The 21,026-nt window shown below is 65.1% G+C and carries 19 protein-coding genes; 11 read left to right on the plus strand and 8 right to left on the minus strand.

The window, feature by feature from the left end:
* Positions 1–36: 36 nt before the first annotated feature.
* From E4S61_RS03910 to E4S61_RS03930, 5 genes are all read left to right on the plus strand, one after another.
* Positions 37–2,013: an AMP-dependent synthetase/ligase gene (locus E4S61_RS03910; RefSeq protein ID WP_135302589.1), complete on the plus strand. Its 1,977-nt coding sequence runs from the start codon at positions 37–39 to the stop codon at positions 2,011–2,013.
* Between the two features lie 95 nt (positions 2,014–2,108).
* Positions 2,109–3,974, plus strand: a complete 1,866-nt coding sequence (locus E4S61_RS03915) for an ATP-binding protein (protein ID WP_135302590.1) — start codon at positions 2,109–2,111, stop codon at positions 3,972–3,974.
* 48 nt (positions 3,975–4,022) lie between these two features.
* Positions 4,023–4,562, plus strand: a complete 540-nt coding sequence (locus E4S61_RS03920; protein WP_135302591.1) for a DUF1684 domain-containing protein — start codon at positions 4,023–4,025, stop codon at positions 4,560–4,562.
* Positions 4,563–4,606: 44 nt separating this feature from the next.
* Positions 4,607–5,455, plus strand: a complete 849-nt coding sequence (locus E4S61_RS03925; protein ID WP_135302592.1) for a CPBP family intramembrane glutamic endopeptidase — start codon at positions 4,607–4,609, stop codon at positions 5,453–5,455.
* A gap of 4 nt (positions 5,456–5,459) precedes the next feature.
* Positions 5,460–6,377 carry an LLM class oxidoreductase gene (locus E4S61_RS03930; protein ID WP_135302593.1) on the plus strand — a complete coding sequence of 306 codons (918 nt, stop codon included), beginning with the start codon at positions 5,460–5,462 and terminating at the stop codon, positions 6,375–6,377.
* 10 nt (positions 6,378–6,387) lie between these two features.
* Here the strand turns inward: E4S61_RS03930 and E4S61_RS03935 are convergent, their stop codons facing one another.
* Entirely contained in the window at positions 6,388–6,699 is a 312-nt protein-coding gene (locus E4S61_RS03935) for a hypothetical protein (RefSeq protein ID WP_135302594.1), read from the minus strand.
* 87 nt (positions 6,700–6,786) lie between these two features.
* Positions 6,787–7,137 (minus strand): four-helix bundle copper-binding protein, encoded by a 351-nt coding sequence (locus E4S61_RS03940; RefSeq protein WP_135302595.1) that lies wholly within the window; start codon positions 7,135–7,137, stop codon positions 6,787–6,789.
* Between the two features lie 385 nt (positions 7,138–7,522).
* On the opposite strand from E4S61_RS03940, the gene E4S61_RS03945 reads away from it, so the two are divergent.
* Together E4S61_RS03945 and E4S61_RS03950 are read left to right on the plus strand one after the other, a co-directional pair.
* Entirely contained in the window at positions 7,523–8,848 is a 1,326-nt protein-coding gene (locus tag E4S61_RS03945) for a permease (protein ID WP_135302596.1), read from the plus strand.
* Between the two features lie 269 nt (positions 8,849–9,117).
* Entirely contained in the window at positions 9,118–10,467 is a 1,350-nt protein-coding gene (locus tag E4S61_RS03950; protein ID WP_135302597.1) for an FAD-dependent oxidoreductase, read from the plus strand.
* Between the two features lie 63 nt (positions 10,468–10,530).
* On the opposite strand, the gene E4S61_RS03955 is transcribed toward E4S61_RS03950, so the two are convergent.
* Positions 10,531–11,634: a twin-arginine translocation signal domain-containing protein gene (locus tag E4S61_RS03955; protein ID WP_167768442.1), complete on the minus strand. Its 1,104-nt coding sequence runs from the start codon at positions 11,632–11,634 to the stop codon at positions 10,531–10,533.
* Between the two features lie 256 nt (positions 11,635–11,890).
* Between E4S61_RS03955 and E4S61_RS03960 the strand changes: the two genes are divergently transcribed.
* On the plus strand, positions 11,891–12,928 hold the full coding sequence (locus tag E4S61_RS03960) for a hypothetical protein (protein ID WP_135302599.1): 1,038 nt from the start codon (positions 11,891–11,893) through the stop codon (positions 12,926–12,928).
* A 396-nt stretch (positions 12,929–13,324) separates the two neighbouring features.
* Here the strand turns inward: E4S61_RS03960 and E4S61_RS03965 are convergent, their stop codons facing one another.
* On the minus strand, positions 13,325–14,683 hold the full coding sequence (locus tag E4S61_RS03965) for an NAD(P)/FAD-dependent oxidoreductase (protein ID WP_135302600.1): 1,359 nt from the start codon (positions 14,681–14,683) through the stop codon (positions 13,325–13,327).
* 54 nt (positions 14,684–14,737) lie between these two features.
* Positions 14,738–15,322: a response regulator gene (locus tag E4S61_RS03970; protein ID WP_209309434.1), complete on the minus strand. Its 585-nt coding sequence runs from the start codon at positions 15,320–15,322 to the stop codon at positions 14,738–14,740.
* A gap of 162 nt (positions 15,323–15,484) precedes the next feature.
* On the opposite strand from E4S61_RS03970, the gene E4S61_RS03975 reads away from it, so the two are divergent.
* On the plus strand, positions 15,485–16,438 hold the full coding sequence (locus tag E4S61_RS03975) for a D-2-hydroxyacid dehydrogenase (RefSeq protein ID WP_135302602.1): 954 nt from the start codon (positions 15,485–15,487) through the stop codon (positions 16,436–16,438).
* Here the strand turns inward: E4S61_RS03975 and E4S61_RS03980 are convergent, their stop codons facing one another.
* Together E4S61_RS03980 and asd are read right to left on the minus strand one after the other, a co-directional pair.
* Entirely contained in the window at positions 16,439–16,819 is a 381-nt protein-coding gene (locus E4S61_RS03980; RefSeq protein WP_135302603.1) for a hypothetical protein, read from the minus strand.
* A 78-nt stretch (positions 16,820–16,897) separates the two neighbouring features.
* Positions 16,898–17,935, minus strand: a complete 1,038-nt coding sequence (gene asd, locus E4S61_RS03985) for an aspartate-semialdehyde dehydrogenase (RefSeq protein WP_135302604.1) — start codon at positions 17,933–17,935, stop codon at positions 16,898–16,900.
* Positions 17,936–18,053: 118 nt separating this feature from the next.
* On the opposite strand from asd, the gene E4S61_RS03990 reads away from it, so the two are divergent.
* The gene (locus E4S61_RS03990) at positions 18,054–18,707 is read left to right on the plus strand and encodes a DUF4013 domain-containing protein (RefSeq protein WP_135302605.1); all 654 of its coding nucleotides are present in this window, start codon (positions 18,054–18,056) and stop codon (positions 18,705–18,707) included.
* A gap of 60 nt (positions 18,708–18,767) precedes the next feature.
* On the plus strand, positions 18,768–19,814 hold the full coding sequence (locus E4S61_RS03995; RefSeq protein WP_135302606.1) for a tyrosine--tRNA ligase: 1,047 nt from the start codon (positions 18,768–18,770) through the stop codon (positions 19,812–19,814).
* Between the two features lie 27 nt (positions 19,815–19,841).
* Here E4S61_RS03995 and E4S61_RS04000 read toward each other — a convergent pair whose 3' ends face one another.
* Positions 19,842–20,852: a right-handed parallel beta-helix repeat-containing protein gene (locus tag E4S61_RS04000; RefSeq protein ID WP_135302607.1), complete on the minus strand. Its 1,011-nt coding sequence runs from the start codon at positions 20,850–20,852 to the stop codon at positions 19,842–19,844.
* Positions 20,853–21,026: the final 174 nt, after the last annotated feature.

A 21,026-nucleotide genomic window follows, 5' to 3' on the forward strand; every position in this document is an offset into this window, starting at 1 on the left:
CTTATATATTTGCCTTCGCCGGCGATAGCGAGTGCTATGGCAGGGACACCGAGCTGGCGCGAGGCGGAGGCGGCCTACACCGACGAGGTAATCGGTGACGACACGCTTGGGGAGTTGTTCGCGGCGAGCGCCGAACGGAACGCCGAGAGCGACGCTCAGATGTACAAGGGTGGCGTCTACGACCGGACGCTGACCGACGGGATTCTGCCCGCTGCACCGACAGGTGAGTACGCGAGCATCACCTACGGGCGGATGCACGAACTCGTCAAGCATCTCGCCGCGGGATTCCGCGAACTCGGCGTCGAACCCGATATGCGCGTCGGCCTGTTCTCGAATACGCGCATGGAGTGGGCGCTGTCGGACTTCGCCTTGCTGGCGGCCGGTGGCGTCGTGACGACGGTGTACACCGAATCCTCGCCGAGGCAGGTCCAGTATCTCCTTTCTGACCCCGGTGCCGAGGCAGTCGTCGTCGAGAACGAGGAGTTGCTGCGGCGAGTCCTCGACGTAGAAGACGAGCTGTCGCTGTCCGTTATCGTCGTGATGGATGAGTGCGACGTGGACCGTGAGAACGTCTACTCGCTCGCCGACGTGCACGAACGCGGCGAGGCGGCCTTCGAGGAGGACGCCTACCGCTCGTGGCTCGACGAGCGCGACCCGGACGACCTCGCCAGCCTCATCTACACATCGGGGACGACCGGCCAACCCAAGGGCGTCCAGTTGACTCATCGCAACTTCCGGGCGAACGTCAACCAGACGAGAAAGCGGCTCGCACCGCGAGCGGACAAACACCCGGATCTGCCGACGGTCACGCCCGAAACGACCTCGATCGCATTTCTCCCGCTCGCACACGTCTTCGAGCGACTGGCCGGACACTTCTTCATGTACGGCTCCGGCGCGACGGTCGGCTACGTCGAGAACCCGGATACGCTCGCCGACGACATCCAGAAGATTCGGCCCAACACCGGTGCGAGCGTCCCGCGGGTGTACGAGCGCATCTTCGGTAACATGCGCGAGCAGGCCAGCGAGTCGCCAGTCAAACAGCGCATCTTCGAGTGGGCGATGGATGTCGCTCGCGAGTACGCCCGCGCCGAGGATCCCGGCCCCGTGTTGAATGCCAAGCGCGGGCTGGCCGACCGACTCGTCTACAGCACCGTCGACGAGAAACTCGGCGGCGAGATCGAGTTCATGGTCAGTGGCGGGGGCAGCCTCTCGAAATCGCTCTGTGAGACGTTCCTCGGGATGGGGCTAACCATCGTCGAGGGGTACGGACTGACTGAGACGGCCCCCGTCATCTCGGTCAACCCGCCCGAGGACATCCGTCCGGGGACGCTCGGGGTGCCCGTCGATGACGTCGACGTCCGCATCGACGAGAGCGTGGTCGACCCGTCGGAGTTCGAGGACGTGACTGGGCCGCTCGGCGAACTGCTCGTGGACGGGCCGAATGTGACCACCGGCTACTGGGACGAACCCGGTGCGACCCAGCGGGCGTTCACCGAGATCGGCGGCACACGCTGGTTCAGAACCGGGGACATCGTCGAGCGGACGCCCGACGACTTTCTGGTCTATCACGACCGCCTGAAGGAACTGCTCGTCCTCTCGACCGGGAAGAACGTCGCGCCACAGCCCATCGAGGACATGTTCTCGACGAACGACCGCGTCGAACAGATAATGGTCGTCGGGGACGACCAGAAGTTCGTCGCCGCGCTGGTGGTTCCGAACTTCGAGGAACTCGAACGGTGGGCCGACGCGGAGGGAATCGACCTCCCCGAAGACGACTACGCCAAGTGCGAGGACGACCGCGTGCGGGCGTGGATGGAGGCGGCCATCGAGGAGACGAACGAGGAACTGGAGAAAGTCGAGCGAATCAAGCAGTTCGAACTGGTGCCCGCCGAGTGGACGGCGGAGAACGACCTGTTGACCCCGTCGATGAAGAAGAAGCGGCGCAACATCAGAGGCGAGTTCGAGGCGAAGCTGCGGTCGATCTACGGCGACGAATACAACGCCGGGAACTGAGCGCTCGGGTACTGGCCCGTGGACCCTCGCGGTTACGTATGAATTATGATAACTGGCCCATCGCGTTCAAGTGCTTGGTTGGAGTAGCCTGACCAATGGCTGCCGGTGATATTCACGTCCTCCACGTCGACGACGACGAAGCCATCACCGACAGAGCGGCGAGGGAACTCGAACGGGACAGCGAGTTCCACGTCACCAGCAGTAACTCGCCGACCGACACGCTCGCTCGGTTCGACCCGGCGGCGTACGACTGCGTCGTGAGCGACTACGAGATGCCCCGAATCGACGGGCTGGAACTGTACGACCGACTCTCCTTGCAGTTCGACCGCCCGGATTTCCCGTTCATCCTTTTCGTCGACCTCGGTAGCGAACGCATCGCGGCGGACGCGCTGAACGCGGGCGTCACTGGCTATCTTCGGAAGGGGGGCCAGGACCAGTACGACGCGCTGGCAGCGCGTATCCGGAGCGTGACCAGTAACCGCCCGCAGCGCTCCGATGCCGCCGACGAGTGCGCCCGAGAGCTGTTCGACAATCTCCCGGACCCGACCGTCGTTCTCGACGTCGAGAACGGTGACTCGCGTATTCGTCGGGTCAACGACGCCTTCGAGCGCGTCTTCGGATACGACAGCGAGACCGCCGTCGGGGCGTCAGTCACCGAGTTGCTCGTGTCACCGAAGCGGGACACAGCGGCGACTTCGCTCAGCACCACCCTCACGAACGGTGCTGACGTCTGTCACGAGGTACGCCGACAGACCGCCGACGGCGAGTGGCGCGACTTCCTGTTCCGAAACGTCCACGTCGAACGACCTGACGGCGGCTCGCTCACGTACGGCGTCTATACCGACATCACCAAGCGGATGGACTACGACCGCTGCCTGACGGAACTGCACGAGACCGCCCGTCGGCTGATGGCCGCCGAGTCCAGCGACGCGGTGCTCGACACCGGGCTCGCGGCGGCCCGCGATATTCTCGGTCACGACATCAACGCGATACACCTCTACGACGAGACCGCGGGGGGGCTGGTTCCGACGGCGACGACGGCGGCCACCGAGGCCCTCCTCGACGACATCCCGACGTTCACCGAAGACGGTGAGAGTATCGCGTGGAACGCCTACGAGCGCGGCGAGGTGAGCGTTTGTCCCGACGTTCGGGACGACCCCGACGTTCTCAACCCGGAGACGCCCCTCCGCTCCGAGATGGTCCTGCCGCTGGGCGAGCGCGGCGTCTTGCTCCTCTCCTCGACGGACGTAGACGCCTTCGACGACGCCGACGTCTCGCTTGGTAGTGTCCTCGCCGCGACAATCCAGTCGGCGCTCCAGCAGGTCGAACGCGAACAGGCGCTGGCCCGACAGAACGAGCGGTTGGACGAGTTCGCATCTATCGTCAGCCACGACCTGCGGACGCCGCTGGATCTGGCGTCCGTCCATCTCGAACTCGCCGTCGAGGGCCACGACGAGGAGGCGCACCTCGAACGCGTCGAGGCGGCCCACGACCGGATGTCCCGGCTCATCGACGACGTGTTGACGTGGGCCCGCGACGGGGAGGCAGTCGATGCGACGGAGACGGTGTCGCTTCGCTCGCTCGTCTCGGGGTGTTGGGAGGCGCTGCAGACCGGCGACGCCGACCTCACGGTGACGACCGAATACACGGTCGAGGCCGACAAGGAGCGCCTCCGTCGGGTGGTCGAGAACCTTTTGGACGACGCCCTCACTCACGCCGGTGATTCCCCCAGCGTCCGCGTCGGTGACTTAGACGACGGCTCGGGCGTGTTCGTCGAGGACGACGGCCCCGGCATTCCCGAGGACGAACGGGAGAACGTCTTCGACTTCGGCTACACTCTCTCGACGAGCGGCACCGGGTTCGGCCTCGCGATCGTCCATCAGATAATCGAGGCCCACGGCTGGGAGATTCAGGTCGCCGAGAGCGAGGCGGGTGGCGCGCGATTCGAGATACGCTGTTAGCCGCGGTCGAGTCGCCGGACTCAAACGCGATGGCCCGCTATCGGACGTATGACCGACGACTGGGCCGAGCAGCTTCGACAGAAGCGGGCCGAGAAGGACGACTTCTTCGCCGAGCATCCGCAGTCACCCATTCCGCCCGAGGAACGCGACGCCTTCGACGGGCTGGACTACTTCGCCCCCGACGAGACGTATCGCGTCGAGGCGACCGTTTCGCGACACGAGGAACCGAACCCGGTCGAGATGGAGACGACCGAGGGCCGCACCGTCCGGTACCTCCACCTCGCTACGCTCTCGTTCGAACTCGACGGCGAAGGGTACGAACTGGCCGGCTACCGACAGGCGGGCGACGAGTCGGGGACACTGTTCGTCCCGTTCCGGGATAAGACGACCGGCCAGCAGAGCTACGACGGCGGCCGCTACATGGAACTGGAAGTAACCGGCGACCTCGAAGACGGCGACGCCGTCACGCTGGACTTCAACCTCGCGTACTCGCCGTTTTGCGCCTACAGCGAGACGTTCGACTGTCCGCTCCCGCCCGAGACCAACTGGCTGGACGTTGCGATCGAAGCCGGCGAGCGGACGCCCTGACCGACGAGCGAACTGTTTTCACCGTGACGCCGTTAGAGTGGTGTATGTCCACTGCGTCTAGTAACCGCCCGCTCCTCCAATCGGCCATCGCGCTGGTGTCTGCTCTCTTTCTCGGGGCCGGCGGCCTGCTGTTGGGTTTCGGCCTGATGATTCCCGCCGTCATCGCGCTTACGCTCGTCGGTCTCGAACTCACACCGTCTCTGAACATCGTCCTCAGCCTGCTGTTCATCCAGGGGGTCGGCTGTGCGGGCGTCGCGTTCAGTTACGTGAAGGCTCGCCCGGCCATCGCCCCGTGGATTCGGTCGAAACTGGGAATCGTCGCGGAGTCCTCGGTGTTCGACATCCCCGCCGAGATTCCCGACCTGCGTGACGCCATCACCGTCGGCGTGGGATACTGCGTCGCGCTCGGCGGTGCCATCTTGGGCTCGATTCTCATCACGGTCGCACAGCAACTCACCGGGACCGAACTGGAGACGGGGACGAATCAAGCCGCCCAGATAGGCATGGAGAACCCCGAGTTGCTCCTGTTGCTGATACCGGCGTCGGTGCTCGTTATCGGCCCCAGCGAGGAGTTACTGTTCCGCGGCGTCGTGCAGGGACGCATCCGCGAGGTGTTCAGTCCCGTTCCGGGCATCCTCATCCCGAGCGCTATCTTCGCCGGTCTCCACTGGTTCGCACTCACCGGCGGGTCGGCGAGTGGGAACTTCGTAGCGCTCGGTATCCTCCTCATCCCGGCGCTCGTCTTCGGAATCAGCTACGAGTACACCGACAACATCGTCGTCCCGTCGCTGATTCACGGCATCTACAACGCGACGCTGTTCACGATGCTGTACGTCGTCGTGGCGTACGGCGACCAGTTGCCACAGCAAGCGCTGCTGACCGTCCTGTTCTGAAACAGTGATAGAGCACGCGAACGCCGGCTACGAGCGCCTGTTCGGGACCGACGACCTCACCGTCGGCGTCGGCTTTCCGTTGACCGACGCGAGCGAATCCCGCCCCGACCACGATATGGAGATGCGTCTCGCTGGCCGCGCCGAGGAACTCGGCTTCGACGCGCTCTGGGCGCGAGACGTACCGCTGTACTGGCCTCGGTTCGGCGACGCGGGCCAGACCTTCGACCCGTGGACGTGGCTCACGGCCGCCGCCGCCCACACCGACGAAATCGCACTGGGGACCGCGAGCGTCGTCCTGCCGCTCAGACATCCGCTCCACGTCGCTAAATCGGCCGCGTCCGTAGACCGCCTTTCCGACGGTCGCCTCGTGCTGGGCGTCGCCACCGGCGACCGAGACCCCGAATATCCAGCCTTCGACGTGGACGCCGACGACCGCGGCGCGCTGTTCCGCGAGTCGGTCTCCCTCCTCAGAACTGTGTGGCACGAGGAATTTCCCGAGGCCGAGGGTCGGTGGGGCCGTCTCGACGGCGAACTCGACCTCGTGCCCAAGCCGACCGCTGGGACGATACCGCTCCTGCCAACCGGGAACGCCCGACAGTCCGTCGAGTGGATCGCCGACAACGGCGACGGCTGGCTGTTCTATCACCTTCCCGAGGAGACGCTCGAGTCCTATCTCGACGAGTGGCGCGCGGCCGCCGGCGAGAAACCCTACGCGATGGTCGCTCGGACGGTTCTCGCCGACGACCCGACTGCCACTCCGGAACCAGTCCATCAGGGGTACCAGGCTGGTAGCGAGTGGTTCGTCGAGTACTTCCGGACGCTCGCGTCGATGGGCGTCGACCACGTCGTGGTCTCGACGCCGGGCGAGGAGCCGGAGCGCGAACTCACAGAACTGGCCGAAGACGTGTTCGACCGGCTCTGAGACGACGCCGCTACTCCGCGTCGCGGGCGTTGCGGGCCGCGCGGACGTGGCGTCTAGCCTCCTCGGGCGTCATCCCGCGGACGCCGCACGCACAGGAGAGCAGTTCGGGGTCCGAGAGGTCCTCGACTTGCTCGCGGCGGGTGCGGGAGAGCGCGTCGCGCTCTTCGTCGTACTCGAAGTAGACGCGGTAGCTGACCTGTGCCACGCCCTCGATGCGATGTCGCTCGTCGGGCACGGGGTTCTCGATGGCGTCGTCGTGTTCGGCCTGCATCGCCTCCTTCCACTCCCGGAGGTTCGCTTCGGGGTCGGCGTCCTCTGTCATACGACGGGGGAGACGCCACGTCGGCAAAAAGTGGGGTGACTGACGGGTGAGCGACTGGGGTTCGACGTCGCGGCGTGCCGAGAGCGTTCAGGCCATGTTCCGGCAGCTCTCGGCGCACTCCGGCAGAATCTCCGCGCAGGCCTGGCAGTGGTCGGCGTCGTGTTGCTCGCACTCGTCGGCGCAGGCCTCGCAGGCGTCCGCACACGCTTCGGCGAGTTGCGAACTGAACTGCGAGTCACGGGCCATGAATCGGGCGTGTAGCGACGCGATGTCGGCGACGTCTCGGCAGAGCCGCGCGCACTCCTCCATGTCCTCGCTCCCGAGACACTCGTCGGCACACCACTCACAGACCTCGGCGGCCTGCGTACAGAGTTCGATGCACTCGCGCTGTTCCTCGCTCAGCCGGTCGATCTCGGAGACCGTCTCTGACAGAGACATACACACAGTAGTTCGACCGGGGGGTTTTCATGTTTTTCCGCTAATATTCCGAACCCGCTTCTCGACAGTGGTTACCCAAAACGTGTGGTCCGTGATACCGTTCGAACCATCTCGCTTTCGAGTGCCTCCCGAACCCTGAGCAGGTGGTCGTGACCGTCGGAGCGGAACGTCGCTCTCGGGGCCTCGACCGCGACCTCGCCGGCCGGCTTTCGAAGCCAAGGTTTCGGCTCCCTATGAATAGTCACACCAAACCGGTCAGCAGACGCTCTGGGCTCCGAAGTCTATCGGGCGTTTCGTCCCGTGGCGTTCAAGTTGACGAATGGCTGAGCGGTACTTTGGTTCTCTAGGCACAACCGCGTTAAAACTGGGAGCCATATGCCTGCCTATGGAGAAGAAGGAATACGCAGTGCTAGCGGTCATCGCGTTGGCGACGGTCGCGGTCGGCGTATTCACTACTTCGAAACCACTGGCGACGTTCTTCGTCGAGAGTACGCGCCAGTTCTTGACGACGACTGCCGCGATGGCGTGGATAACGTGGTGGGCGCTGGTCGTCGGGTTCGCCATCGCCGGCGGCGTCGAGGCGTGGACCTCCGACGAGGAAGTCGCCGACTTACTCGACGGCCACGGCCTGCGCGAAATCGGCTACGGGTCGCTGTTCGGGTTCGTCTCTTCGTCGTGTTCCTATAGCGCCATCGCCACCGCGAAGAACCTCTTCAAGAAAGGCGGGTCCGCGGCGGCCACCATCGGCGCGTTCATGTTCGCTTCGACGAACCTCGTCATCGAGATCGGGGCGGTCATCTGGATTCTGCTCGGGTGGCAGTTCCTGCTGGCCGACATCGTCGGCGGGTTCATCCTTATCGGGATGATGGCGTTCGCATTCACCTATCTCGTCCCCGACGACGTCGTCGAACAGGCTCGGGAGAACGTCCGTGACGACGGCGAGCGAAAAGTCAGAGACCCAGTCTGCGGGATGGAAGTGAATCCCGACGACACGGACTACTCGGTCGAACACGACGGCGAGACCTACTACTTCTGTTCGGAGTCGTGTCAGGAGAGCTTCGACCCCGAGGAGGCCAACACGACCATCCGCGAACAGGCCACGTCGATGTCGGGATGGAAAGCACTCGCGGACAAGCAGTGGAAAGAGTGGGGGATGCTCTGGGACGAGATCGCCATCGGGTTCATCTTCGCGGGTCTCATCGCCGGATTCATCCCCGAACAGGTGTGGACGACAGTGTTCTCGGGAGCGACGTTCGGCCTGCCGGTGTACATCTTCTGGACCGCCGTCGTCGGCGCGCTCATCGGAATCGCCACGTTCGTCTGCTCGGTCGGGAACGTCCCGTTCGCGGCCGTCCTCTTCTCGAACGGCCTTCCCTTCGGGAGTGTTCTGAGTTACATCTACGCGGACCTCATCGTCCCGCCCATCATGGACGCCTACCGGGACTACTACGGGACGACGTTCGCGGCATTGCTCTCGGGGATGATATTCGTCGCCGCCGTTCTGACGGGGATCATCATCCACTTCCTGTTCCTCGGAATGGGACTCATCCCCGACCCATCTTCGGTCCAGATCGCCGAAATCAAGATCGAGATGAACTACAAGATGGTGTTGAACGTCCTCGCTACCGGGCTGTTCCTGTTCCTCTACTGGCTCCACCGCTCAGAGTCGGCGGGTAGCGGACAGGGCGAACACGCGCATATGGCGGACTGATGGCGGCGTATCGGGCCAGCGAACGGACGTCGGTTCGGCATCGCTCGTATCCAGTTGCCACGCGGAGGATATTTATTCGTCCAGTGCTGGGATTGCAATAACCGACCCGTCGGCCAGTGCGCGTTCGCCGCGGTCTCATCGGCGGTCCGACGCGACGCCGAAGGAGACGAGTAGTAGACGAGGGACACGATGGTCATGTCATCCACTGACGACGCGGATTCCGGGCTGAACAGCGACGGCAAACGAGGCCGACACACAGCCCAGCTCCTATGACGTTGTCGAGCGTTTCACGATACGAGCGCGAGCAGGTCACCACCGTCGGCGACCACGCCGTCGTCATCGGTGCGAGCGTGGCCGGCCTCCTCGCCGCTCGCGTGCTCTCGGACGGGTTCGAGCGAGTCACCGTCGTCGAGCGCGATTCGCTCTCCGACGACTCGACCCCGCGGAAGGGGGTCCCACAGTCGAAACATCCCCACGCACTGTTGGAGGCCGGCCGCGCGACGATCGAAGACCTCTTTCCTGGCTACTGCGAGGAGTTGCTCTCGGAAGGTGGCGTGCTGATAGACGGTGCCAGCGACGTGGAGTTCTACGACGAGGGCGGCTTCCTCGCGGACGGTCCCGAACGAGTTCCCCAGTACATCGCGACGCGGCCGCTCATCGAGTACGTCGCCCGACGGCGTCTCACCGAGTTCGACGGCGTGACCCTGCGGCCCGAATGTCAGTGCGTCGAGTACCGCACAGACGGCGACGCGACCGCCGTGACCGGAATACGGGTTCGGGACTCGAAAGACGAGGCGACGACGATTCCCGCCGACCTGGTGGTCGACGCCACGGGCCGAACGAGTCGAACGCCGACGTGGTTGGACGAACACGGCTACGGGAAGCCGCCGGTCGAGGAAGTCCAGGTAGACGTCCGCTACAGCACCGTCGCCCTTCGACGGCCGCCCGACGAGCGCCGAGCCGTCTTCGCTCCGGCATCGCCGCCCCAAACTCGCGGCGGCGTCGCGTTGCCGGTCGAGGGAGATCGCTGGCTGGTGACTCTCCACGGGATACACGGCGACAACCCGCCAACAGACATGAGTGGCGTCCGGGACTTCGCCGCTGGCTTGCCGACAGCCGAATTTCGGGATCTCCTCGAAACGCACCCGACGGCCGCTGACGAGGTGGCGCAGTACCCGTTCCCGTCGAGCCGCCGCCACCACTACGAGGAACTCGACCGGTTTCCGGACGGGTTTCTCGTGCTTGGCGACGCGATCGCGAGTTTCAACCCCATCTACGGTCAGGGGATGTCCGTGGCGGCGCTCGAAGCGCTCGTTCTTCACCACGCGCTCGCGGCAGACGGCCAAACCGGCCTCGCGACCCGATTTTTCGAACGGGCCGAGAGCGTGATCGACGACGCGTGGCTGCTGGCGGTCGGTGCCGACTTCCAGTTCTCAGCGACCGACGGACAGAAACCGCGGGGCTCCGGCCTCTTCAACCGATATCTATCCCGACTCACCCGGAAGGCCCACACCGATGGCGTGCTTCGGGACGCGCTCTATCGCGTCATCATGATGGAGGTGCCGCCGACGTCGCTCCTGCGGCCCGAAATCGCGTGGCGGGTACTGAAACCGACGTAGCCGTGGCGACGATACCGACCGGTAGCACCTCACCCGAGTACGTCTCGATAGGTCGCCTCCGGGTCACCGCTGCCCGGCACCCGCGGGCGGCGATGTCTCGAACGGATCGAAGTGGACGTTCGAAATCCCGTCGTCGAGGGACTCGCTGACGCCGTCGCCGCTGCCGTCGGCGAGGGCACCAGTCACCGGGTCCTCGTACGGCGTCGCCGGGTCACCGATGCTCGATGGACCGTCCGGCGCGCCCCAGTAGTTGTTCGTCGCCTCGACCACGTCCTCGAAGGCCGGAATGCCGTCTTCTTGGGCAGGGTTGTCCACGTTCAGTAGCCCGTAGTCGCGGTTACTGCAGATGACGTTCCCATCGTACGTGTGGCCCTGCGTATCGTACCCGCTGTGTCTGGCACCGCCGCTGTTGCCGACGATGCGGTTACAGACGAACTCGTGATCACTCGTCCCGTGTCCCAGCGAGATTCCACGGTCGTTGGACTCGACGTCGTTGTATTCGAACAGGACGTTCCCTGGGCCACCGTAGACATCGGGGTCCCCTACCGTCCCGAAGCCGACGCCCGAGTCGGCGAGCGTCGAGTCTCGGACTGTCAGGCCGAAGACGCCGTATCGGAGCGCGATGCCGGTCCCGTTCTCGCGGGCGGTAACGCCTTCCACTCGGCCGCCGCTGATCTCCTCGTACCCGATCGCTGTATCGAATCCCGTCACGGAGAGGTCCTCCACGACGACGTTCTCGCGAAACGTGATGGGACCGCTGCTCGTCGCGCCGAGGTTCGCGCCGACGCCGGTCCCGTTCCCGTCGCCGCTGAGCGTGTAGCCGTTGCCCTGGATCGTCACATCGTTGGCCTTCACGTCGATGCAGACGCCACTCCCCGTCGAGGAGATGTCGTCGACGACTTCGTACGTACCGGGCGACGTGATGGTCGTACAGGACGATATCTCGTGGCTGGTGAGCGACCCGACGGCGTTTTTCCGATTCGATTGGCCGACGTTTCTTGGGGTCGCACTCCCTCTAGACCCGCCCTCCCCAGACGGTACAGTGCGTGCAACACCTTGTCCGCTGCCGACGCCGACGAGCGCGGTCGCCGCCCCAATCGTCTTCAGGAATCGCCGTCGTGTACTGGCCGTGCCCGCCGAAGAACTTCGGTCCGCTCTCTTTCCCATGCCTGCTACATCACCACGCCGGATGAAATAAGATATTCGCGAATCTACATAATATGAAACCGACACGAGTTGGACTGATACATTCGAGCGGGAGATTACGACCGCCAGATGGCAGGGTGATGCGAGCGTTTCGGGCGTCTCCAGAGAGCGTTGAAACGAGAGCGTTCGTTCGAGAGAGTGGCACCGAGGCGACCGCAGTTCGAGTGACGACATAGCCGGCAGTGGAGGTTTGTGCGTTGCGACCGAACGGCCCGACGTGAATCAGACCGATACCAACGCACAATCGGAGCCGAAGTCAGGCATCGACTCCGCGCGGACCGCGGCGAAAAGCGGTCGAGAGTACGTCTCGAAGGCTGCTCCGTATCTCCGACGCGGCGTCGAATCGGGTGCAGTGACGGCGACCATCGGCGGGACCAGTCTACTCGGCGGCCTCCGAGCGCTCCTCGACGGCGAGCGCAACCGCGGGCTCGTCAGGCTCGTCGTCGGTGCCGGATTCGTCGCGCTCACGCTCGCTCAGCGGCGGTTCCGCGACCAGGGGGAGGACCCATCCATCGAGGAAACCGACGTGGTCGATACGGGTTCTGACGTCGGGGCAGTCGCCGACGAGGCCGGCGATGTCGACGAGAGAGAAGGTGCTACCGACGAGGCGGCCGCGAACGCCGTCGATACGTCTCCGGACGTCGAGGGCGTGGAATCGGACTCTGCGTCTGCATCCGAATCTGAGAGCGACATCGAGTCAGCGACAGTCGGCCAGCGCGAGGTCGTCGACACCGGCGTCGATAGCGAGGCTCTACGGGAGGCGACCGAGTCCGAGTCGGAAGACGCCGGAGACGGGAGCGGGACGAGCGACGAGACGCCGACGGCCGAGGAGAGTACTGCCATCGACGACGACAACGAGACTGAGGAAATCGACCATTTGGGCGAGGCGGCCTTCGACGGACAGAGCCGGGAGGTTCCAGTGCCACAGCGGGCATTCGACCGGCGTTTTCTGGCGCACTCGGCGGAGGCATTTTGGGGAATTCGGACGGGTGACGACGCGGTGTTGGTCTCGCAAGATTACGACGCCATCGAGGAGCAGGACGGCATGCATTACGTCGCCAGTACCGAGATCGGGGCAGACGTCCGTGAGCTCCCGATCCCCGAGGCCATCCTCAACCACTGGAACGATGTGCTCAGCGACGAGGCCTCCGTCACCGGCGGTGACGACGTTCTGTTCGTTACTACCGACAGTCTCGCGGCCGGTGGCCTACTGCGCGTTCTCCCTTCGAGACGGGCAGACGACCGCTTCGAGTGAGACAGGTGCCACTTTGAAATCTCTCTCTACGAACTGGAGACGAGTGACAGCGCGCTTCACCGTCGAAAATGTGCGCCCGGAACACTAACGACCGGCGTCATCCTCGGCCGTGTGCCACGTCAGCCGGCAAACCCTCGTGCCGGGCGGTCGTCCGTTAGGACGACAATTGCCGAGGCGGTGTGAACCGCCGAGGCGGGCGGCGACGCAGTCGTCGCCGACTGTCGAGACGGCAGCGGCCGTCTCAGCGGGCGGGGTACGACCGCCAGTCGGGCGGCGTGAGCCGCCGAATGTCGCGCGCCCGGGTTCTCCGGACTGTCATCGTCCCGGTGACGGGCCTCGGCCGGGGATTAAAGGCACGCAGTGGCGCTAGTCGACGCTCGTATCTAAGGGTGGCGTTCAGACGGCGTAGTCGTCCTCGTGCAACTGGACGTAACGGCCGCCGCGGTTCTTGAACTTCCCCCACTTGTAGCGAGCGACCAGTTCGAGGCCGTGACGGCCGCCTTCGAGTGCGGCGTCGGCCTTGATGCCGCGGGCGTCCATCAGGTCCTTCGCGGTGGTGAACGCCCGGTCCCAGTCGGTCGGGCCCCACTCTCGAACTAGGTCAGCGAAGGTGACGTTCCGCAGGACTTCGTCGCCGATGGCAGTCTGCCACTCGTCGTTGTAGCGTTCGAGACGGTCCTCTGCTGCGAGGCGGCCAGCAATCCGCCCAGTCCGGACGGCGACGTGATCGCCACCCTCGTGGAACGCGGAGGTCGCACCCATCGCACCGCCGGTGACGGTGATACCGGCGCGAACCGGCGAGTCGATGGGGCGCGTCGAGGAGATGGGATATGTCTCCGTCCCACCGGATTTCCCTCGGTCCTCGACGAGCGGGAAGTCGTCCAGTTCGTAGTCCGGGAACTGTCGGTCGAGCAGTCGCTCGATGTACTCGCGGCCGCGCGGTATCCCCGCGTCGTCGTCGCGCAGCAGCGCCCACTCGCGTTTGTCGTAGTCGGCAATGTCCAGGCCGATGGGCATCGTCAGGCCGATACGGGCGACCGGCGGGTCGTTTGGGAAGATCCACGGATAGGCCGTGTGACCGGGCATGATACCCCACCAGAACTCGATGAAGTCGGGGTCGAATAGCTCCTCGGGCATCCGGCGGTGTTCCTGATAGGCGATGTGATTCACCTTCGTCGAGGGCATCCTGTCGCTCAGCTTCCGCCCGGCGGGAAGAAACTGGTCGAGCGCGCCGCCGGTGACGGTTCGTTGCGGCCCGTCGGCCAGAATCAGGTGGTCGGTCCCGACGTTCTCCCCGTTGGCCAACTGAACGGTGTGTCGCGGGTTACCGGTGAGGGCTGTCTCGACGCCGGTGACGCTGACGCCCACCCGATAGTCAGCGCCGGCATCTTCGGCCCGCTCTCGGAGCCAGTCGTCGAACTTCGCGCGGTGCATCGTGAAGCCGAAGCCGTCGTAACTCGCGTCGATACCCGTCTCCGTCAGCGCAAGTTCGCTGTCGGGACCGTAGAACTTCGCGCCGTCGAGTTCGCTGAGGACCACGTCGTCGGGGAACTCCTCGAAGTCGAACTCCATGATGTCGAGCCAGTAGTCGAGAATACCGGCGGCGTCCGTCGAATCCGGGCCGGTGCCCGCACGGTCGGCCCGAGGAACCCCCTTTTCCAGGACGACCGCGTCGGCACCACGGGAGGCAGCAGCCTCGGCGGCCGACGACCCCGCGGGGCCGCCGCCGACGATTGCCACGTCTACGTATTCCATACGCGCTACGGTGCCACCCCGACGGCTAAAACCTGTTTGTCTCGTCCCGTCGCGTTAGAACGATTCCTGAGCGGTCGGGGCGTCTCTGGGGACCGACGGCAGTTCGTCGACCACGTCGCCTGGAAGCGAGGCAGTTTCGACCCTCCGCCGTTCCCGTTCGAGCCGGGCGACCGCGTCGCGGTACGTCGCATCCCCGTCGAGTTCGGTCTGGTGTACGTGTTGCTCGACGGTCGCGATCCGGGTGGCGAGCGAGCAGAACTGGCGGAAGCGTCTCCGATACTGACTGAGGGCCATCGCCCGGTCGACGAGGCCGAGCACGTCCTCCCTCCCGACCGGTTTCTGTAGATACTCGTCTACCGGTATCTCTAGGAGGTCCGTTCCCGGCTCGACGCCGCTGATCATGGCGACGAAGGCGTCGGCGTCGCGAGCGGCGAGTTCGGTCGCCACTTCGATTCCGTCCTTCCGAGACATCTCTCGGTCTAGAAGTACGATGTCTATGGTTTCGTCGAACTGATCGAGCGCCTCGATGCCGTCCTTCGCTGTCACCACGTCGAACGACTTCTGTAACCAGATGCGATAGAGCGTCCGACAGTCCGCTTCGTCGTCGACCACCAGCACCGTTCCAACTGTCTCGACCATCACTGCTAGAACGTGACGGGAACTTTGAGCATATAATACACTCATCTTCCGAACCGTTCAGGACCGTTTATACTGCCCGTTTTCGACACATTAGCGTAGTTTACCGAGACGCTTCGGCGGCGTCGCCGCTACCGTTTTGCCCCTTCCGTGAACAGCAGTGATATGGTAAAAATCCTCGTCCGAAACTACAGCGTTCACGGGATGCCCACCGACCAGTACGCGACCGCGCTCCGCGAGCGGCTTCCCGACCACGAGGTGCTCGTCGCGCAGACCCCCGCACAAGAGCGGGAACTCGTCACCGACGCGACGGTGGTCGCGGGCGGTTCTATCTCGACCGAGCTCTTAGACAGCGCCGACTCCCTCCGGCTGTTCGCTGCCAGCAGTGCCGGGTACGACCACCTCCCGCTCTCCGAGCTAGCTGACCGCGGCGTCGCGGTGACGACGGCGTCGGGCGTCCACGGCCCGAACATCGCGGAGTACGTCCTCGGCGCGTGGCTCTCGTTCACCCGGGAGTTCTTCACGGCCAGACGGCGACAAGACGAGCACGTCTGGCACTCCTTTCAGGCCTCGGAGTTCGCGGGCAGTCGCGTCTGCGTCGTCGGCATGGGCGCGATTGGCGAGGCGATACTCGACAGACTCGCGGGCTTCGAGGTTGAGACAGTCGGCGTCCGCCACTCCCCGGAGAAGGGCGGGCCGACCGACGAAGTGTACGGCTACGACGAGATTCACGAGGCCGTCGCCGACGCGCGATACGTTGCGATTGCGTGTCCGCTCACGGACGTGACCCGTGGGCTATTCGACGCCGATGTCTTCGAGACGGTGCATCCCGAGACCGTCCTCGTCAACGTCGCTCGCGGTCCCGTCGTCGAGACGGACGCTTTGGTCAATGCCCTCCAACGCAACCGCCTCGGCGCGGCCGCACTCGACGTGACCGACCCCGAACCGCTGCCGAACGACCACCCGCTCTGGGACTTCGAGAACGTCCTCGTGACGCCGCACAACGCCGGGCACACGCCGAAGTACTACGAGCGACTGGCCGACATCGTCGCCGAGAACGTCCGCCGCGGCGCTGAGAGCGGCGAGTGGGATGACCTGAAAAATCAGATAGAGCCGTAATCAGGGGCGTGTCGCCTTGTAGCCATCTCGAATCTCGTAGCTCACGTAGCCGAGCCCGGCGACGCCGACGGTCGCTGCGAGGAGCGTTCCGATGGTGGTGCCGGCCACCTCAACGCCGCCGTACCGGACGGCGACGACGAACGCCACGACGGCACCGAGGACGAGACCGACGAACCGCCATCGGGCCGACACCGGGACGCTCTCGCCGTCGCCCCGGAGCGCGAGGTAGACGTGTGATCCAGCGAAGATGACGAGATACGCGAGGGCCGCCAGTAAGAGGGCGGGAGTGGCGTCCAAGTCGCCGAACTGTGCGGAGAGGGCAGCCAACGCCATCGCTACGAGGACAGCACCGACCTGGACCACCGTATCGCGGGAGACCATGCGCTAGGTGTCGTATGAGTGAAATAAAAGCTTCGTGGTCGTCAGTGGCGAGCGACGCCGCGAAGCGGGATTGCGGCGTTAGAGGTAGCCGCGCTGGTTCAGCAGCTCGCCGTTGAGGATGCTCGCGCCGGCCGCGCCGCGCATCGTATTGTGCGCGAGGCAGTTGAACTGGACGCCGTCGGTCGTCTCGCGGAACCCGCCGACGCCGACGCTCATGCCGTCCTCGACATTCCGGTCGAGTCGCGGCTGCGGGCGGTCGGGCTCCTCGAACACTTTGATGAGTTGTTCGGGCGAGGACGGCAGGTCGATGCCGGTGACCTCGGCCATCGCGTCTTCGGCCGCTTCGACGGTCACGTCGTCTTCCGCGTCGGCCCAGACGTTTTCGAGGTGGCCGTCGAGCGTGGCGATGCGGTTACAGGAGGCGGCGACGTCCATTCCGTGGAGTTCGACCTCTGCGCCGTCGAAGGTGCCGAGCAGTTTCCGCGACTCGGTCTCCATCTTCTGTTCCTCGCCGCCGATGTGCGGGATGGCGTTGTCGATAATCTCCATCGACGTGACGCCGTCGTAGCCCGCGCCGGAGACGGCCTGCAGCGTCGAGACGCGCACGTCCGTCAGGTCGAACGCCTGGTCGAGTGCGGCAAGCGGTGGGACCATCGTGATGGTCGAGCAGTTGGGGTTCTTCAGCAGTGCGCCGTCCCAGCCGCGTCCGTCTCGCTGGACCTCGATGAGGTCGACGTGGTCCGCGTTGACCTCCGGGATGACCAGCGGCACGTCCTCGTCCATCCGACCGTTCGAGGAGTTCGAGGAGACGACGTAGCCAGCTCGGCAGAAGTCGGGTTCGACCTCCGCGCCGACGCTCGACGGGAGCGAGGAGAAGATGAGGTCCACGTCGTCGGGGACGGCGTCGGGCGTCGTCGCGCCGACTTCCATCTCCGCGACGTTCTCCGGAATCGGCGCGTCGACGCGCCATTTGGCGGCTTCTCTGTAGGTCTTTCCGGCGCTCGACTCGCTCGCGGTCATCGCGGCGAGTTCGAACTCCGGGTGCGGGTCGATGAGTTGGATGAGTCGCTGTCCGACAGCCCCGGTGGCTCCGAGGACGCCAACGCGTACAGACATTATGGTGCTCCGTCTGCTTCGGTGACGCAAAACAGTTTGGGTCTCGGTGCTGTATGGCAGACCGGCGACAGTACCGGACCGTCGAAGTATAAGTACCCTGCCGGGACAGTTCGGAGCAATGCTGCGTGATGCGCTCTTCTATCCACAGCGGGGGCCGGGGTGGCTCTGGGCGGTGATTACCGGGAGCCTGCTGACGCTGGTCGGCGTCGTGCTGTTCGTCCCGCTCATCCCGGTTCAGGGGTATCTGCTCCGGGTCATCCGTTCGACGGCCGAGGGGCGACCGTATCCGCCGAAGTTCACGGATTGGGGCGACCTCTTCGTCGACGGCGCACGCTCTATGACAGTACAAGTCGCCTACACGCTCGTTCCGGTGTTGCTGGTGCTCGTGGCCGTCCTCGCACCGACGGTGGGGTACCCCCAGCTGGAGACGCCCCTGCTGGCGATTGCCGGCTTCGTCGGTGCCGTCGTCGCCGTGGTACTCCCTGCAGCGCTCGCGCGACTGGCGACGAGCGACCGCCTCGCCGCGGCGTTCGACGTTCGTGCTATCGCCGAGGCCGCCCGCCAGCCCATCTACGTCGTCGCCATCGTCGAGGCGTACGTCGCGCTGTTCGTCATCTCTGGTCTCGGCGGCGTCTTCGTCCTCATCCTCATCGGTGCGGCGTTCGTCTTCTACGGACAGGTCGTCGGCTATCACCTGTTCGCGCGGGGCTACGCGGGGGCAATCGGCGACGGACGGGATCCGATGGAGCGCCCGAAGGCCAGCGACGAATAGGACGGGTCGACCGCGGGCCGACACAGGAACGTTTTACTCGCCGGAGCGGGGAGCCGAGGTATGGATACGGCCGAGCGAATCGACCTCGTAAGCAGACACACACAGGAGGTCGTCACGGAAGAAGAGTTAGCGGAGTTGTTCGAGGCAGGCGACCCGACGGCGTACATCGGCTACGCGCCCACCGGCGAGATGCACATCGGCCACTTCACGACGATGCGAAAGCTCGCAGACTTCCTGCGAGCCGGTGTCGAGGTGACGGTGCTCATCGCCGACCTTCACGCCCACCTAGACGACAACAAGAGTCCGTTCGACCTGCTTGACGCCCGATCCGCGTACTACGAGGCGGCCATCGAAGGGATGATCGACGCCGCCGGCGCGGATCCCGACGACGTAGCGTTCGTCCGCGGTACGGACTTCCAACTCGACGAGGAGTACACCTTAGAGATGTACCGCATGGCCGCGGAGACGACCATCGCGCGCTCACAGCGCGCGGCCAGCGAAGTCGTCCGCGAATCGGAGAGCCCCAACCTCGGCGGGCTCATCTACCCGCTGATGCAGACGCTGGACGTGAAGGCGCTCGACGCCGACATCGCCTACGGCGGGGTCGACCAGCGCGGCATCTACATGCTCTCCCGCGAGGTTCTCCCCGACCACGGCGGCGAGTCCCCGGTCTGTGTCTTCGCGCCGCTTCTCTCGGGTCTCTCGGGCGGGAAGATGAGCGCCTCCGACGCCGCCTCGAAGGTAAACCTCACCGACAGCGACGAGGCGGTCGAGGAGAAGATCGGACAGGCGTACTGTCCGGCGGGGGAACTCGAAGACAACGGCGTGCTGGAGTACCTGAACCACCTCGTCTTCCCGGTTCTGGAAGCCGATGGAAAGTCGTTCGTCGTTTCCCGACCCGAGGAGTACGGCGGCGACCTCGTCTACGAGAGCTACGACGCCGTCGAGGAGGACTTCCTCAGCGGCGAACTCCACCCCGCCGACCTGAAACCCGCCGTGGCGAGCGCCGTCTCCGAAGTCATCGACCCGGTGCGGACGCGCCTGAACGAGCGACCCGAACTGTTGGCCGAGGCCTACCCCGAGACGTACGGCGACGGCGAGGCGTAACGACTCGCTCGCTCTTTTCCGAGTGCGCTACCGCCCGCCGAAACAGGACTGCGCGCCGTTGCCGGTCTGGATCGACTGGACGAGCCACGGCTGAAACTCGACGGAGCCGATGGCCGCGCTTCGCTCGTCGGCCATCGGTCCCTTGTCGGCGGCGCGGTTCGTCCCGACCTGTCGCGGTCCGTCGCGCATCCCCCAGTAGTTACAGGACGCCGCGACCGTCGCGTCGTCCGCGTTCTCGATCCCGATTACAGTCAGAAGGTCGTTCGTCTCGACGGTGAGACCGCCTGCTCCTCGGTCAACCGCAATCGCCGCGCCGACGAGCTCGGTCGCTGTAATCCCCTCGAAGACGTTGCGCCGGACGACGACATCGCTCGTCTCGCCGCGGACGGCGATTCCCTGTGCGGCCGCGTTCGGGCCGTCCGCGGCGAGGTCGGTTATCTCGTTGCCGGCTATCGTGACCGAGCCAACGTTGCCGTCGAGGAGGACGCCGATCGTCTCGACGCCGGAGACCGGGCCGATAGCCGTCACGCGGTTGTTGCGAAGCGTGACGTCTACGAGTCCGCCGGCCACGTCGATTCCGCGCGCGCCGTTCGGGTTCGTGATTTCGAAGCCGTCCACCGTGACGCCGTCGGCGGTCACGTCGAGCACCGGGTCGGTCGCCGCGTCACCGCCGCTGAGGGTCACGGTGCTCTGTTCGGTCGGGGCGAGTGTCACACCGTCGACCGAGAGGGTGACTGTCCCCCTGTAGGTGCCCGGTGCGACACAGAGCGTATCACCGGTCTCGGCGGCGTCGACAGCGGCCTGAATCGTCCCGTAGTCACCGCCGCCGCTCGCGTCGATCACCGCGTCACAACCTGACTGCGTTTCGCTGGTCGCTTCCGCCGTCTGTGCGCTGATCGGTTCCTCCGCCGGCCGGTCGAGCGCTGTCTCGTCGTCGGAAATCGCTGCCTCGCCCAGTGCACCGCCAACCGCTGTCAGTCCCCCCGCGGCAGCTCCGTACTTGAGGACGGACCGCCGTGAGAGTTCTCTCTCGCCCATAGTCGTCCGGAACGTCGAGCCAAGCGTGGATTAGTATGGACCGGTTTCTCCGTATCGACCATCGAAGACGGCGCATACCGTTCGTATCAGGCACTCTCTGAATCTACCTCGGCGGCTGGCTATCCGAAACCCGACCGCGGAAGGGAGTCTCTACGCCGGTTTTCTCGACCTGGC

It is taken from the genome of Haloarcula amylovorans, assembly GCF_004681185.1.
Lineage (GTDB): Archaea > Halobacteriota > Halobacteria > Halobacteriales > Haloarculaceae > Haloarcula > Haloarcula amylovorans.

Coding starts and splice junctions, on each gene's coding strand:
- E4S61_RS03910 (WP_135302589.1), top strand. CDS start 37: ATGGCAGGGACACCGAGCTGGCGCGAGGCGGAGGCGGCCTACACCGAC.
- E4S61_RS03915 (WP_135302590.1), top strand. CDS start 2,109: ATGGCTGCCGGTGATATTCACGTCCTCCACGTCGACGACGACGAAGCC.
- E4S61_RS03920 (WP_135302591.1), top strand. CDS start 4,023: ATGACCGACGACTGGGCCGAGCAGCTTCGACAGAAGCGGGCCGAGAAG.
- E4S61_RS03925 (WP_135302592.1), top strand. CDS start 4,607: ATGTCCACTGCGTCTAGTAACCGCCCGCTCCTCCAATCGGCCATCGCG.
- E4S61_RS03935 (WP_135302594.1), bottom strand. CDS start 6,699: ATGACAGAGGACGCCGACCCCGAAGCGAACCTCCGGGAGTGGAAGGAG.
- E4S61_RS03940 (WP_135302595.1), bottom strand. CDS start 7,137: ATGTCTCTGTCAGAGACGGTCTCCGAGATCGACCGGCTGAGCGAGGAA.
- E4S61_RS03945 (WP_135302596.1), top strand. CDS start 7,523: ATGGAGAAGAAGGAATACGCAGTGCTAGCGGTCATCGCGTTGGCGACG.
- E4S61_RS03950 (WP_135302597.1), top strand. CDS start 9,118: ATGACGTTGTCGAGCGTTTCACGATACGAGCGCGAGCAGGTCACCACC.
- E4S61_RS03955 (WP_167768442.1), bottom strand. CDS start 11,634: ATGGGAAAGAGAGCGGACCGAAGTTCTTCGGCGGGCACGGCCAGTACA.
- E4S61_RS03965 (WP_135302600.1), bottom strand. CDS start 14,683: ATGGAATACGTAGACGTGGCAATCGTCGGCGGCGGCCCCGCGGGGTCG.
- E4S61_RS03970 (WP_209309434.1), bottom strand. CDS start 15,322: ATGGTCGAGACAGTTGGAACGGTGCTGGTGGTCGACGACGAAGCGGAC.
- E4S61_RS03975 (WP_135302602.1), top strand. CDS start 15,485: ATGGTAAAAATCCTCGTCCGAAACTACAGCGTTCACGGGATGCCCACC.
- E4S61_RS03980 (WP_135302603.1), bottom strand. CDS start 16,819: ATGGTCTCCCGCGATACGGTGGTCCAGGTCGGTGCTGTCCTCGTAGCG.
- asd (WP_135302604.1), bottom strand. CDS start 17,935: ATGTCTGTACGCGTTGGCGTCCTCGGAGCCACCGGGGCTGTCGGACAG.
- E4S61_RS03990 (WP_135302605.1), top strand. CDS start 18,054: ATGCTGCGTGATGCGCTCTTCTATCCACAGCGGGGGCCGGGGTGGCTC.
- E4S61_RS03995 (WP_135302606.1), top strand. CDS start 18,768: ATGGATACGGCCGAGCGAATCGACCTCGTAAGCAGACACACACAGGAG.
- E4S61_RS04000 (WP_135302607.1), bottom strand. CDS start 20,852: ATGGGCGAGAGAGAACTCTCACGGCGGTCCGTCCTCAAGTACGGAGCT.